Below are 14,531 nucleotides of genomic sequence, written 5' to 3' on the forward strand. Positions count from 1 at the left end.
TTACAAAAACTATTTTTACTATTGAAAGCGTTTTAATATTGTTATTAAGAAAACAAGGAGGTGCCATATGGGAATTCAAAAGAATGTGGAAGCGGTATCATTTTCTGGAGGAAATGAAGTACAAAGAGAATCTTTCGCTTCTAAAATTATGAATGTAAAAATCGGTGTTATACCTTTACCGTTATATGTAGTATTGGCTGCTATTATTTATGGGGCATCTGTATATAATAAATTGCCAGCAGATATGATTGGTGGATTTGCAGTTATTATGATTATGGGTATTTTCTTAGGTGACATTGGAATGAGAATTCCAATTTTAAAAAATATCGGCGGTCCGGCAATACTTTCATTATTTATTCCATCATTACTTGTATTTTTTAACTGGATGAATCCAGCTTCAATGGAAGCTGCGACTATGTTAATGAAAAAATCGAACTTTTTATATTTATATATTTCTTGTTTAGTAGTCGGAAGTATTTTAGGAATGAATCGTAAAGTGTTAGTACAAGGTTTCGTTCGTATGTTTATACCTTTAGTAGTAGGGACGTTAGCTTCGGTAGCAGTAGGATTATTAGTCGGTTCACTATTTGGATTTGAAATGAAGCAAACATTCTTCTTTATCATCGTACCAATTGTGAGTGGTGGTATTGGGGAAGGGATTTTACCATTGTCGCTAGCTTATAGTGATATTTTAAATGAATCATCAGCAACGTTTGTATCACAACTTATTCCAGCGGCTATTATTGGAAATATGTTCGCAATCGTGAGTGCAGGGTATATGAAGCGTTTAGGTGAGAAGAAACCGGAGCTTAGTGGTAACGGTGTATTAGTGAAAACAGACAATCAAGCAGAGCTATTAAAAGAACAAAATACAGAGAAGCCAATTGACTTCTCATTAATGGGAGCAGGTTTATTAATTGCGTGTACGTTCTTCATCTTCGGAGGATTTGCTTCTAAGTTCATCGGTATTCCTGGGGCAATCATTATGATTTTCTCAGCAGCACTTGTGAAATACTTTAAATTAATGCCGGCAAAAATGGAGCAAGGAGCATTCCATTTATATAAATTCATTTCGAAGAATTTAACTTGGCCGTTAATGGTTGGACTAGGATTGCTATATATTCCGTTAAAAGACGTAGCAGCAGTTCTTTCAGTAGGATATGTTGTTGTGTGCGCATCAGTTGTTCTTACAATGGTAGCATCAGGTTTTCTTGTAGGGAAAGTGATGAAAATGTATCCAGTTGAATCAGCAATTGTAACGGGATGTCATAGTGGTTTAGGTGGAACTGGAGATGTTGCTATTTTATCAGCTTCAAATCGTATGGAATTAATGCCGTTTGCTCAAATTTCAACACGTTTAGGCGGGGCAGCAATGGTTGTAACAGCGACAATTTTATTGAAAATGTTTTCATGATCAAACAAGCTAGCTATATTCATATAGCTAGCTTGTCAATTTAAGGGGAGATTATAAGTATGTTAGATAATCAAATTAATGAAAGATCATTGTTACTGCATAAAGAATTAGTAGGGAAAATTGAAATTACAAGTAAAGTAGAAGTAAATTCAGCGGATGATTTAAGCCTGACATATACACCAGGTGTAGCGGAGTCTTGCAAAGCAATTGCGGCGGATGAAGAAACAGTGTATGACTATACGGCACGCGGTAATATGGTGGCAGTTATCTCAGATGGAACAGCGGTACTTGGTTTAGGGAATATTGGACCGAAAGCAGCTATGCCTGTTATGGAAGGGAAGAGTATTTTATTTAAGAAATTTGCGAATGTAGATGCTTTCCCGTTATGTTTAGGTACGACTGATGTGGATGAAATCGTTACTCTTGTGAAAAATTTAGAGCCTACGTTTGCAGGAATTAACTTAGAAGATATTGCGGCACCACGTTGTTTTGAAATTGAAAAGCGATTAAAAGCAGAAACAAATATTCCTGTATTCCATGATGATCAACATGGGACCGCTATTGTCGTCTTAGCAGCTGTTATTAATGCATTAAAAGTTGTTAGCAAACAAATGGATAATGTGAAAATTGTTATTAACGGTGCGGGTTCGGCAGGAATTGCAATTGGAAAATTATTATTAAAAGCTGGTGCAAAGCGCATTACGTTAGTTAGCTTAGAAGGTATTGTTTGTGAAGGTGAATCATGGATGAACGAAGCACAAATTGAAGTTTCCAAAAAGACAAATCGAGAATATGTGCGTGGAACGTTAAAAGAAGCGATTCATCAAGCTGATATTTTTATTGGCGTATCTGCTCCTAACGTATTAACGAAAGAACTTGTACAAACGATGAATGAGAAAGCAATTGTGTTTGCTATGGCGAATCCAATTCCAGAAATCTTCCCAGAGGATGCATTAGAGGCTGGGGCAGCTGTAGTAGGAACCGGACGCTCGGATTATGCGAATCAAGTAAATAATGTATTGGCGTTCCCAGGGATATTCCGTGGTGCGTTAGATGTGCGCGCGACTGATATTACAGAAGAGATGAAATTAGCGGCAGCATATGGGATCGCTAACATCATTACGGACGAAGAACGTAATGCGAATTATGTAATCCCGAATCCGTTAGATAAAAGAGTTGTTCCAAGTGTTGCGGAAGCTGTAGCGAAAGCGGCCATTGATTCAGGTGTGGCGCAAATTATGAAAATACCAAGTTATTAATAGCTAAAAGCAGTGCCTAAAAAGGCACTGCTTTTTTGAGATAAGAAATCAAAATAATGAAGAAGTGTAAAATTATTTATTTGTGTGTCTTCACTATTTATTTAATTCCATTGCAACTTGTTTACCATTTACTAAAACCTCAGTTACTGCTACGATTACTTCTATCATTTTTTTCATCTCTCATCTCTCCTCGTGTCATTTCTTACTTTAAGTATAAGAGAAGAGAGATACTTCAACTATCGAAGTACATGACGTAGAAATTACATTGTTGTAAGAAAGTGTTTTAGTTTTGTCACTTTACTCAGCGGTAATTAAAAACTGATCATAATATTTTTCATTCACATATATATTTAATACCCATAATCCAGATGAAGGTAGTGACATAGTGAGAGGGAGTTCGTTTGTAGTAGAATCAATTGTATTTGAAGTAGTCCAAGTTGGTTTGGAAGTTTCTTGTTGAAAGAGTACGGGTGTTGGAGTTATTGATCCTTGTTTTAGTGCAATAATAGATAGTTTTCCAGTTGGCATTTCAGGATCTAAAAAGTACCACATTATTTCATTTTTTTCATTTGCGATAATAGGACTATCAGCCATTGCGATTTTTTCTTCGATGCCTTTTAAAGGTATTTTTTCTTGTATGAAGGAGGGTGTTTCTTCCCAATTTACATCTTTTAAAACGCTAAGATGAAAGAAGGAAGGTGCATTAACTTGAGTGGATGACGTTGCGATGGCTTCTTTTTTAGGTGCTTCTGAATCAGGTTGCGCTTGTGTGCATCCAGCGATGAGAAAAGAGAAAAGTAGCATAGTTCCGATTTTTTTCATGGTGTCACACTCCTAAATTTTATTGTTAGTGTAATTGTATTTGCTAGAAAGCGGGACAATTCCTTTAAAGTATAAAAAGAGGTCGTAAGTTTTGTACGACCTCTTTTGACATTTTCTATATTTGTTCAGTTGAAAAGGTAGGTTCATTCTCTTTTTGTGGCATCGTTAAGAAAATAACAGAAAAAATGATACATACGCCGCCTAATAATTGATATGCTCCAAAGGATTCATTTAGCCAAGCGATTGAAACGATGGCAGCTACAAGTGGTTCAATGCTAGATAAAATGCTCGTTTCTGTTGCTGCTAAATATTTCAGACTACCGATATAAAGGAGGAAAGAAAGAGTGCCACTTATGATGATAAGAATAAGCATAGAAAAAGTTCTTGATGTAAAAGTTTGTGAAAGCTGATTCCATTCAAACGAGCGATTACAAATAAGCAGGGCAATACCGCCAATTAACATTCCCCAGCCGATTACTACAGTTGTTCCGCATTCTTTAATAAGAGAGGCTGGATGAAGGGTATAAAATGCAAATCCAATTGCTGTTAATAGACCAAAAATAATGGCTTCTTTTGATAAAACAATATTTTCAATTGAACCATTTGTAATAATAAAGTATGTCCCCGTTAGTGCTGTTATAATTGCGAGCAGTTGCATAGACGCTGGGAATTTTTTTTGTCCAAATGCGACATAAATGGTAATAAAAACAGGGCCAAGAAATTGAAATAATGTCGCTGTAACGGCGTTACTAATATGAACTGTTTCAATAAAGGCGTATTGCGCACCAAGCATGCCGAGAATAGAGAAAATAATAAGTTGTATAGAATATCTAGGGTGTTTCCAAATTTGAAATATGTTTTGTTTCTTTATAAGTAAGAAAGACAAAATAAATATTCCTGCAAGCAACAAGCGAATTGTTAAAAAATCAATTGAGGATACATTAGTATGCTGAAATAGCCACTGAATCATTGGACCAGATAATCCCCATAATGTAGCCCCTATAATAATCATAATGAGTCCGATACGTCTACCATTGTTCATTATCATGTTTCTCCTCTCCGGTATTTGATTTTTTATGTGTGACATGATAAAAGGAATTATATATAAAATCTGATACTGTAAAAAGTATCAGATTTTAGTTTTATTAAGGGGTCAGATATTATGTTAGAATTAACGCCTAATTTAAATGTGAATAGTAAAAGAGCATTGTACATGCAATTGTATGAGTATATAAAAAAAGAGATTAAAGATGGAACGATTCCGGCTTTAACAAAATTACCTGCAAAAAGAAAGCTGGCAAGCTATTTAAAAGTGAGTAAGAATACAGTAGAAGCGGCTTACGAGCAATTACTTGCAGAAGGTTATATTGAGTCAGCATCGAGAAAAGGTTATTTTGTATGTAAAATTGAACGAATGATTTATGTAGAAGGAAGTGAAGCGAAAGTAGAAGAAGTACCGTTTCGGGAGGAGAACTATACATTTGATTTCACCCAAACAGGGGTTGATACGAATACGTTTCCATTCACTACGTACCGCAAGCTTATAAATGATGTATGGCAACCACATAATAATGAGTTGCTTTTTCTTGGACACCCTCAAGGGGAATTGAGCTTAAGGGAGGAAATTGCGAACTATTTGTATGAATCTAGAGGTGTACGTTGCTCAGCTAGTCAAATTGTATTAGGGGCGGGAACACAAATATTAGTGAAGTTACTTTTTCAATTGTTGAAGGGAAGTAATTATGCTGTTGAAAATCCAGGTTATCATAGGAAAATGGTCGTTTTTGAACAGGGAGAAAAGAAGGTTCAAATATTGTCTTTAGATAGGGACGGAATTTGTATGGCAGATTTAGAAAATAGTGATGCAAATGTTGTATTTGTAACTCCTTCTCATCAGTTCCCATATGGAATGATTATGCCTATTACGAGAAGGACGCAGCTTTTACAATGGGCAAAGAAAGAAGAAGACAGATATATTATTGAAGATGATTACGATAGTGAATTTCGTTATTCAGGAAAGCCAATTCCGGCACTACAAGGGTTAGATACAGATGGGAAAGTTATTTATATGGGGACACTATCAAAAGCTTTGTTGCCCTCATTACGGATGAGTTATATAGTATTACCGAAGAATGTAATTGAAAAATATCAAAAGGAATATTTGTTTTATACACAAAGTGTTTCAAGAATGGACCAAGAAGTGATTAGAAAGTTTTTAAATGAAGGCTATTGGGAAAAACATATTCATAAAATGCGCGTCGTCTACCGGAAAAAGAGGGATCGACTTGTTTTTGAAATAGAGAAGTATTTCTCTAATCGTGTTGAAGTGATAGGAGAAGATTCTGGATTACACATTTTATTAAAAGTGCATAATGGAATGCGAGAAGAAGAACTAATTAAAGAAGCTGCAAAATATAGTATTAAAATATATCCTGTTTCTACGTACTATAAAGACGGTACTGCGCCTGAAAATGTAGTTTTACTGGGGTTTGCAATTTTATCAGAAGACGAAATTGCGAAAGCGGTTCAATTATTACATAAGGCATGGTATACAAGAAAGTAAAAAACATCCTCCAGGCATGAGGATGTTTTTTATTATTTATTTTCATCTAAGAATAAGACCATATGCTCTTCGTCCCAATATTGTCCGTTATATTTTAATGAACGCTCTTGTACACCGAATGTTTTAAATCCTAATGATTCATAAAGTTTTTTTGCTCCATCGTTGCCAACAACAACATCAAGCATAACTTGTTCTACTTCTAAAGATTTAGCAAGTTCAAGACATTCTTTAATAAGTGCTTTTCCTGCTCCAAGTCCGCGTGCTTTTGGAGACACATATACAGAACCGATTTTAGCTTTATGTTCTTGTTTTACATATGGTTTCGTTTCCAGTGTTGCAACCCCGATTAATTGTCCATCTTTAAATGCACCTAGCGTATAGTTTTCATCTTGTGCTAATTTTTGTGCTTTATATTCAATCGCACACTCTTTATTAATAATATCTTCATAAGAAGAGCTGAAAGCTTCAGGATTTTGCTTTAATCCTTCTACACGAAGTTCTAAGTAAATTTCAGCTTCGTCTTTTGTTAATACATGGATATCCAATTGTATCACCCTCCAAATCTTTGCAAATGTACCTTTATTTTATATTGAAATAAGAATAATTTCAAAAGCTTAGCTTATATGAGCTGATTTTATGAACAAAATAACACCAGTAGTGTTTACTACTACTGGTGTTTTCACACGCATCTTATTCAAAAGGTAGCTCGATTATAAAGTTTGTTCCTACTCCTAATTGGCTTGTTACTAGGATGGAACCGTTATGCAATTCTACAATTTCTTTTGCAACAGCTAGCCCGATGCCTTTTCCACCAGTAGCTCTCGTTCTGGATTTATCAACACGATAAAAACGATCAAAAATATGCGGGATATCTTCTTCAGGAATACCTTCGCCTTCATCGGCTACACTTATTATAAAAGAATCTGTTTCTGTGAGCACGCGTATCGTAATAGTTGTGTTTTCTGGCGAATGTTGATAAGCATTGTGTAATAAATTTAACATAACTTGTTCCATACGTCTTTCGTCTATGCAAACTTCTAAATCATCTTTGCAATATACATGGAGTTGCATTTGTTTATTTGTTAATGTTGTTTTTGTTTTTTCAACCATTCGTTCTAAAAATGGTTGAAGAATCACTTTTTGTTTTTTTATAACAAACTGGTGTTGTTCTAATTGCACTAACATAAATAAATCTTGGACGAGATCGGTTACACTATCTGTTTCATCCTCAATGATTTGTAAGTATTCTTCACGCTCTTCTTTCGTTAAAGAGTCTCTCTTTGCAACCTTCGCATAACCTTTCATATAGGTCAATGGAGTTAATAGTTCATGGGCAACACTAGCGAGAAATTCATTACGTTCTTTTTTCATATAAGTCAGTTCACTGGATAAATCTTCAATCGTTTTTGCTAAGCTTCCAAGTTCATCATTCCGTTTAATACCTAATTGAATTGGTGTATTTAATTTTGATATTTTTTCTGTCGCCCTCTTCATTTTTATAAGTGGTTCTGTAATAACGCGCGAAAAAACAAAGACAGAAATAGTAGTCAAAATAATTGTCAAAACACCAATGATAAGAAATTGTTTCATGAGTTTAAGTAACATATTCTCTAAGAAGGATGTTTTTAATAACATATATAACTTCCCTTGAAACTCTGCTGTGTTAAGTGGGCTTACCGTTGTGATGAATTTTGATTTTTTCCAGTTCTTTTCGACGATCAATCCGCCTTTTGGAATAGGTTCTGTCTTGCAAATAAGTTGTTTTTGCATTGCCTTTGTTACGGGTTCTGAAGTGGAAATAATTTTGCCATTATTGTCTGTTAGTATGATAGCTATATCAGAGTTAGCAATTAATTCTGATTCTACTAAGTGTGCAGCTGCATCCGCGATATCGAAATCTGGATACATAGGACGGTTAGGGTTTTTATTGTATTCAGCGCGTTCGGGATGTTGCTTTTCTTTAGCAATTGCATTCCACTTTGTGCGGCTTGTAATTTTTTTACTATAGCGATTACCTTTTTCTAAAAGAGCAAGTGTTTCTTCCTCAATCCGCATTGTTGAAATGCTTTTGTAAAAAGATACAAAAGCAATTGTTTCAATACATAAAGCTAATATTAAAAAGTATGTCCCAATTTTAAGTGAAAGTTTACTCATTTTCTCACCATACCTTATTTCATATAAAGGGTCAGTGGTATACTATTGTCCACTGACCGAAGTAATTATTCACTTTTCCATTTATATCCGACTTTATAAACAGTTTCTAAGTAATTTTCAACTGGAAATCCTTTTTTGCGTAATTTATCACGGATATTGCGAATATGTGAATCGATTGTTCTATATTCAATGTCTGTTTCATAACCCCAAATTTTTTCGATTAAATCATCTCGGCTATAAGCACGGTTTGTATTTTGTAAAAATAGTCCAAGTAAAGAAAATTCGATAGGAGTTAGTGGAATTTTTTCATCATATACTGTGACAGTATGTTTCGTTTTATCCCACTCAATACCATTGAAGCTAACGAAGCCATCTTTCTTTGTACGGCGTAATATAGCTTCGATTCTTGCAACTAATACATGCTCATCAAATGGTTTTGTAATATAGTCATCCGCGCCCATAGTAAGGCCTTTCACCATATCGTAATTTTGATTACGAGCTGTTAGCATAATAATTGGAACGTTGGAAATTTGACGGATTTGATAGCAAGTATCCCATCCATCCATATTCGGCATCATAACATCTAACAAAATAATATCGAAGTCTTTTTGTTCTATTAACTTTAGTGCTTCAAGGCCAGAGGTAGCTTTCATACAAAAATAGCCACGAGGACTTAAGAACAGATCTAATAATCTTAACATGCGTTCTTCATCGTCTACTAATAAAATTTTAACCATAATATTGTGCACCCCAAACTGTTCATTCTACTTGTATAGTTTACATGAAAATGATAAAAAACTCTTTTTATGTGATTGAGTGGAAGAGTGATTTCTCGCTCAGAGTAATTGACATAAAAAATGCACTAGTTTTGCACAACTATTTTTTATAATAGAAAACGTAGCGACACAAAATACCCTATGTTGCGACATAACGTCATGTCATTTTATTTATAAAATGACAATTCCATTCTATTGTGTATGTGAGATAGAGAGGGTTTTCGTATTCACCTCGCATCGGATAAGAAAAAATTCCTATCTCACACTTTTTTTAAAAGGAGATCATACACATGAATCCAAAAGAAGAAATTTCAAAAAAAGAAAAGCAAGATCGTAATACGGTTGTCATGTGCATTGCCGTATCTATGGTTATTATTATAAGTTGTGTAAATAAAATTTTGGGGATTTTATAATATAGAAAAAGCTTATTGCTTCTTAAGAAGCAATAAGCTTTTTTTCGTTATTAGGGGAATAGTTTTATATAATAAACCAAGGTAAAATTGCTAACCCAGAAGTTACAATTGCTGTAGTAAATATTAAAAGCATAGCTCGTTTGTTTTGTTTCATGTCACATTCTCCTCTATCTATCAATTGAATGCTATACGCTCATTTCATAATTGGTGCCTTACTTTATACTTTTAGTATAATGAATGGAAAGGTTTGGTACGATCGATAAAGGTGACATGAAGATTACATTGTTGTAATGAAAAAAGCACCTTCCTTAATAAGAAGATGCTTTTAAAAAACTATATTGAAGTATTAATCATTTAAGAACAGAACCATATGTTCCTCGTCCCAATATTGCCCGTTATGTTTTAATGAACGCTCTTGTACGCCGTAAGTTTGGAAGCCTAATGACTCATATAATTTTTTTGCTGCATCGTTACCAACTACAACATCGAGCATAAGTTGTTCTACATGTAATTTATCGGCATTTTCGATAATTGCTTTAATTAGAGCTCTTCCTGCTCCAAGGCCACGCGCTTTTGGGGAAACAAAAACGGAACCGATTTTTGCTTTATGTTCTTGTTTAATGAAAGGCTTTGTTTCTAAAGTAGAAATGCCGATTAAATCGTTATCTTTGAAGACCCCTAGAGTATACTTATCCGGATTGCTTAATCGTTTTGCCATAGCAGCTACAGGATCCTCATGTTTAAGAACATCTTCATAAGAAGAGCTAAAAGCTTCCGGGTTCTTCGTTAAACCTTCCATACAAACTTTTAAATATATTTCTGCGTCCTCTGTCGTTAATAAGCGAATTTCCATAGTTATAACCTCCTTGGTCGATTTCAAATAAAATAAATCCATTACTTCTATAAGATTGTGTATGTGTTTTGTTAACAGTCTCTTTTAATTTGTAAAAGAATGAAAAGATATATGCTACAATGTTTTGTTTTTAATATGTAATGAAATTATATATTAACTTCATTAACTATTCAAGTCTTTAATATATTACATTTTTATAACTAAAATAACTCCTCAACCGAGGAGTTATTTTAGTTATTCGATTGATAACCATCAATTCGATTTGGATGTGTGTAAATATTGCAAGATTCATTTCTAATAAATCCTACGACTGTAATGCCTAAATCATGAGCGAGTTGTAATGCTAATTTTGTTGGAGCGGATTTAGATAGAACCATTTCACATCCGATTTTTGAAACTTTGAGTAAAATTTCGGATGAAATACGCCCACTAAATGCGATGATTTTTCCTTTAACGGATATATCGTTGCGTAAACAATGGCCATATATTTTATCTAATGCATTATGTCTTCCGATATCCATTCTTGATAGGAGGATATTGTTTCGATCACATAGCGCGGTATTGTGAACCCCACCGGTTTGGCGAAAGGTAGTGGAAGATTGTTGTAAAGTATTCATTAAGTAAAAGCATTCTTCAGGAGTAATTTTTACATGTATATCATGTAAATCTTTTGCTTTTGCTGCATCGTTAACGAAAATAAAACCTTGTCTACCTTTTCCGCAGCAAGAAGTGATGTATCGTTTATTATATAAAGTTTGATAGAGTGGATTTACTTTTGATGATGTTACATGGACAATTCCGTTATCTTTTTGCACCCATAGTTCTTCAACATCTTTATAGGAAGCAATAATTCCTTCAGAAATTAAAAAACCAATTACCATATCTTCAATATAATTTGGTGTGCATACAACTGTTACATATTCTTCACCATTTAATTTAATTGTAATAGGAGATTCTGTAACAATCTCATCCAGTTGTTTTGAAAATGTACCAGATTGATAGCGTACAATTGTATAAGTCTCTTGCGTAGGCCCCATATTTAATTCCCCTTTTATATGTATTTCTCTCCCATATTTATCATAAAACAATGGGGAAATAAAAACACCTATTAGCAAGGAAATCACAGATTATTTTGGTTATTATTGTATATGTACGATATAATAGAACTGTAGAATAGTGATATTTTCAAGCTTTCGTAGTTATACCTTATAACATCTAGAATCGACTTCATAAGAAAAGTATTCGGACAGAGCGTTCAAAAATATGTACAGTAATGCGATTTTGAAAACGGATTCATAATTGTGTTGTACAGTTGGTTGTAAGGAGAGGGGAAACTATGGCAGAACAGACAGTCCATGTAACCGTGGATGGTAAAGAATTTTCCACATCGGGTGAAAAGACGATACTACAATTATTTAACGAGAGTAATTTGGAACATCCTCAAATTTGTCATGTACCAGAAGTAGATCCAATTCAAACTTGTGATACGTGTATTGTAGAAGTAAATGGGAAGTTATTACGTGCTTGTTCAACAAAATTAGAGAACGGTATGCATATTGAAAGACAGTCCCAGCGTGCAAAAGAGGCACAGACTGAGGCAATGGATCGAATATTAGAGAATCATTTATTGTATTGTACCGTTTGTGATAACAATAATGGTAACTGTAAAGTCCATAACACAGTACATATGATGGGAATTGAAGAACAGAAATATCCGTATGAGCCGAAAGTAAGTGCTTGTGAAGTGGATATGTCACATCCGTTTTATCGGTATGATCCAAATCAATGTATTGCTTGTGGACAGTGTGTAGAAGTATGTCAAAACTTACAGGTTAATGAAACTATATCGATAGACTGGAACTTAGATCGTCCACGTGTTATATGGGATCATGGTGTAAGCATAAATGACTCATCTTGTGTAAGTTGTGGGCAGTGTGTAACAGTATGTCCATGTAATGCGTTAATGGAAAAAACAATGCTAGGTGAAGCGGGGTTCATGACTGGATTAAAACCAGATGTGTTAGATCCAATGATTGATTTTGTAAAGGATGTAGAGCCTGGATATAGTAGTATTTTAGCGGTTTCAGAAGTAGAGGCTGCGATGCGTAAGACGAAAGTTAATAAAACAAAAACAGTTTGTACATTTTGTGGTGTCGGTTGTTCCTTTGAAGTATGGACAAAAGATCGCCATATATTAAAAGTGCAACCTGTTTCAGATGCACCTGTTAATGGTATTTCCACATGTGTAAAAGGTAAATTTGGATGGGACTTTGTAAATAGTGAAGATCGAATTACGAAGCCATTAATTCGCCAAGGAGATATGTTTGTTGAAGCTTCATGGGAAGAAGCATTAGAAGTTGTTGCTTCTAACATGCAGCATATTAAATCTCAATATGGCAGCGACGCATTTGGATTCATTTCTTCATCGAAAGTAACGAATGAAGAAAATTACCTTATGCAAAAACTAGCCCGACAAATATATGGAACGAATAATGTGGACAACTGTTCTCGTTATTGTCAATCTCCAGCGACAGACGGTTTATTTAAAACTGTCGGTATGGGCGGGGATGCTGGAACAGTGAAAGATATAGCTGAAGCAGGCCTTGTTATTATCGTTGGTGCGAATCCAACAGAAGGACATCCTGTACTTGCTACGAGAGTAAAACGTGCTCATAAATTACACGAGCAAAAACTGATTGTAGCAGACCTTCGTAAACATGAAATGGCAGAGCGTGCGGATCTATTTATTCATCCGCGTCAAGGAACGGATTACGTATGGCTTGCAGGTATTACGAAATATATCATTGATCAAGATTGGCACGATAAAAAGTTTTTAGCTGAAAATGTGAAGAACTTTGATGAATATAGCAAAATGTTAGAAAAGTATACGCTTGATTACACAGAAGAAATTACGGGGATTTCTAAAGCTCAGTTAAAAGAAATGGCCCGTATGGTATATGAAGCAGATGGTACTTGTATACTTTGGGGAATGGGTGTAACTCAAAATACAGGAGGAAGTACGACATCAGCAGCAATTTCAAATTTACTACTTGTTACGGGTAACTATCGTCGTCCTGGTGCAGGTGCATACCCATTAAGAGGGCATAATAACGTACAAGGTGCTTGTGATATGGCAACATTACCAAACTGGCTTCCTGGTTATCAAGCAGTATCAGATGATACGCTTCGTGCGAAATTTGAAAAAGCATACGGTACAACTATTCCGAAAGCACCAGGATTAAATAATATTGCAATGTTACTTGCAGCGGAAGAAGGAAAACTACGCGGTATGTATGTCATGGGTGAAGAAATGGCTTTAGTCGATTCAAATGCGAACCATGTGCAACATATTTTATCAAATTTAGACTTCCTCGTTGTTCAAGATATGTTCTTATCAAAAACAGCTCGTTTTGCTGATGTTATTTTACCGGCAGCACCAAGCTTAGAAAAAGAAGGAACGTTTACGAATACAGAGCGCCGTATTCAAAGATTATATGAAGTATTGAAACCGCTTGGTGATTCCAAACCAGACTGGTGGATTTTGCAAAAAGTTGCTCGTGCACTGGGCGGAGATTGGAATTACGAAAGTCCAAGTGAAATTATGGACGAAATTGCATCACTTGCACCGTTATACTCTCAAGCGACGTATGACCGTCTAGAAGGATGGAATAGTTTATGTTGGGGTAGTCATGATGGTAGCGATACACCGCTATTATATGTAGATGGATTTAACTTCCCAGATAAATTTGCTCGTTTATCATTAGATGAATGGGTACCACCGGTTGTAGCGCCAGATGAGTATGATTTACTTTTAAATAATGGTCGTATGCTAGAACATTTCCATGAAGGGAATATGACGAATAAGTCGGCTGGTATTTTATCTAAAGTATCTGAAGTATTCGTTGAAATTTCACCTGAACTCGCTATAGAGCGCAATGTAAAAGATGGTGGTCTTGTAGAATTAGCATCACCATTTGGGAAAATTAAAGTACAAGCGCTTATTACTGATCGTGTAACGGGGAAAGAGCTATATTTACCAATGCATGCAACAGTAAATGAAGAGGCAATCAATATTTTAACTGGGACGGCAACAGACCTTTATACGTGTACACCAGCATATAAACAAACGATGGTGAAAATGCGTGTGTTACGTGAAAAAGGAAATCGTCCGTTACCATCTTCAAACCCGCGAGATAAAAAGCGTAATCCGCAAAATGGTGTTGAAATCGAGCAAAAGTGGCAAAGAAAACAATACGTATCACTTGTGGACTAGGGGG

At 35.1% G+C, this 14,531-nt stretch carries 12 protein-coding genes; 5 read left to right on the top strand and 7 right to left on the bottom strand.

What is annotated here, in order from left to right:
- The first annotated feature begins 67 nt into the window (after nucleotides 1-67).
- Together ABH961_RS17145 and ABH961_RS17150 are read left to right on the top strand one after the other, a co-directional pair.
- A complete protein-coding gene (locus ABH961_RS17145; RefSeq protein WP_000512729.1) occupies nucleotides 68-1,414 on the top strand; it encodes a 2-hydroxycarboxylate transporter family protein in 1,347 nt (448 codons plus the stop codon).
- Between the two features lie 59 nt (nucleotides 1,415-1,473).
- Complete coding sequence (locus tag ABH961_RS17150) at nucleotides 1,474-2,673, top strand: NAD(P)-dependent malic enzyme (protein WP_088608950.1); 1,200 nt, start codon at nucleotides 1,474-1,476, stop codon at nucleotides 2,671-2,673.
- Nucleotides 2,674-2,970: 297 nt separating this feature from the next.
- Here the strand turns inward: ABH961_RS17150 and ABH961_RS17155 are convergent, their stop codons facing one another.
- Nucleotides 2,971-3,495, bottom strand: coding sequence for a DUF4871 domain-containing protein (locus ABH961_RS17155; protein ID WP_098048142.1), 525 nt, complete (start codon nucleotides 3,493-3,495; stop codon nucleotides 2,971-2,973).
- 115 nt (nucleotides 3,496-3,610) lie between these two features.
- A complete protein-coding gene (locus ABH961_RS17160) occupies nucleotides 3,611-4,537 on the bottom strand; it encodes a DMT family transporter (RefSeq protein WP_098076912.1) in 927 nt (308 codons plus the stop codon).
- Nucleotides 4,538-4,657: 120 nt separating this feature from the next.
- Here ABH961_RS17160 and pdxR point away from each other — a divergent pair, with 120 nt between their 5' ends.
- Nucleotides 4,658-6,058 carry a MocR-like pyridoxine biosynthesis transcription factor PdxR gene (gene pdxR / locus ABH961_RS17165; protein WP_048541634.1) on the top strand — a complete coding sequence of 467 codons (1,401 nt, stop codon included), beginning with the start codon at nucleotides 4,658-4,660 and terminating at the stop codon, nucleotides 6,056-6,058.
- A gap of 32 nt (nucleotides 6,059-6,090) precedes the next feature.
- Here pdxR and ABH961_RS17170 read toward each other — a convergent pair whose 3' ends face one another.
- From ABH961_RS17170 to ABH961_RS17180, 3 genes are all read right to left on the bottom strand, one after another.
- Entirely contained in the window at nucleotides 6,091-6,603 is a 513-nt protein-coding gene (locus ABH961_RS17170; protein ID WP_000351216.1) for a GNAT family N-acetyltransferase, read from the bottom strand.
- Between the two features lie 145 nt (nucleotides 6,604-6,748).
- Nucleotides 6,749-8,212 (bottom strand): sensor histidine kinase, encoded by a 1,464-nt coding sequence (locus ABH961_RS17175; RefSeq protein WP_048541636.1) that lies wholly within the window; start codon nucleotides 8,210-8,212, stop codon nucleotides 6,749-6,751.
- 65 nt (nucleotides 8,213-8,277) lie between these two features.
- Entirely contained in the window at nucleotides 8,278-8,949 is a 672-nt protein-coding gene (locus ABH961_RS17180; RefSeq protein WP_000238948.1) for a response regulator transcription factor, read from the bottom strand.
- A gap of 329 nt (nucleotides 8,950-9,278) precedes the next feature.
- On the opposite strand from ABH961_RS17180, the gene ABH961_RS17185 reads away from it, so the two are divergent.
- Complete coding sequence (locus ABH961_RS17185; RefSeq protein WP_001068388.1) at nucleotides 9,279-9,401, top strand: hypothetical protein; 123 nt, start codon at nucleotides 9,279-9,281, stop codon at nucleotides 9,399-9,401.
- Between the two features lie 346 nt (nucleotides 9,402-9,747).
- Here ABH961_RS17185 and ABH961_RS17190 read toward each other — a convergent pair whose 3' ends face one another.
- Nucleotides 9,748-10,254: a GNAT family N-acetyltransferase gene (locus ABH961_RS17190; RefSeq protein ID WP_000405878.1), complete on the bottom strand. Its 507-nt coding sequence runs from the start codon at nucleotides 10,252-10,254 to the stop codon at nucleotides 9,748-9,750.
- Nucleotides 10,255-10,484: 230 nt separating this feature from the next.
- A complete protein-coding gene (gene fdhD, locus ABH961_RS17195; RefSeq protein ID WP_048541637.1) occupies nucleotides 10,485-11,291 on the bottom strand; it encodes a formate dehydrogenase accessory sulfurtransferase FdhD in 807 nt (268 codons plus the stop codon).
- 299 nt (nucleotides 11,292-11,590) lie between these two features.
- Here fdhD and fdhF point away from each other — a divergent pair, with 299 nt between their 5' ends.
- Nucleotides 11,591-14,527 (top strand): formate dehydrogenase subunit alpha, encoded by a 2,937-nt coding sequence (fdhF, locus tag ABH961_RS17200; RefSeq protein WP_098076909.1) that lies wholly within the window; start codon nucleotides 11,591-11,593, stop codon nucleotides 14,525-14,527.
- Nucleotides 14,528-14,531: the final 4 nt, after the last annotated feature.

It is taken from the genome of Bacillus sp. RC251 (genome assembly GCF_044908765.1).
GTDB classification, from domain to species: Bacteria; Bacillota; Bacilli; order Bacillales; family Bacillaceae_G; genus Bacillus_A; species Bacillus_A wiedmannii.

Bases quoted from the DNA above. Each gene is read 5' to 3' on its own strand.
- pdxR (WP_048541634.1), top strand. From the start codon at position 4,658: ATGTTAGAATTAACGCCTAATTTAAATGTGAATAGTAAAAGAGCATTG.
- ABH961_RS17180 (WP_000238948.1), bottom strand. From the start codon at position 8,949: ATGGTTAAAATTTTATTAGTAGACGATGAAGAACGCATGTTAAGATTA.
- ABH961_RS17145 (WP_000512729.1), top strand. From the start codon at position 68: ATGGGAATTCAAAAGAATGTGGAAGCGGTATCATTTTCTGGAGGAAAT.
- ABH961_RS17190 (WP_000405878.1), bottom strand. From the start codon at position 10,254: ATGGAAATTCGCTTATTAACGACAGAGGACGCAGAAATATATTTAAAA.
- ABH961_RS17155 (WP_098048142.1), bottom strand. From the start codon at position 3,495: ATGAAAAAAATCGGAACTATGCTACTTTTCTCTTTTCTCATCGCTGGA.
- ABH961_RS17150 (WP_088608950.1), top strand. From the start codon at position 1,474: ATGTTAGATAATCAAATTAATGAAAGATCATTGTTACTGCATAAAGAA.
- ABH961_RS17175 (WP_048541636.1), bottom strand. From the start codon at position 8,212: ATGAGTAAACTTTCACTTAAAATTGGGACATACTTTTTAATATTAGCT.
- ABH961_RS17160 (WP_098076912.1), bottom strand. From the start codon at position 4,537: ATGAACAATGGTAGACGTATCGGACTCATTATGATTATTATAGGGGCT.
- fdhF (WP_098076909.1), top strand. From the start codon at position 11,591: ATGGCAGAACAGACAGTCCATGTAACCGTGGATGGTAAAGAATTTTCC.
- ABH961_RS17185 (WP_001068388.1), top strand. From the start codon at position 9,279: ATGAATCCAAAAGAAGAAATTTCAAAAAAAGAAAAGCAAGATCGTAAT.
- fdhD (WP_048541637.1), bottom strand. From the start codon at position 11,291: ATGGGGCCTACGCAAGAGACTTATACAATTGTACGCTATCAATCTGGT.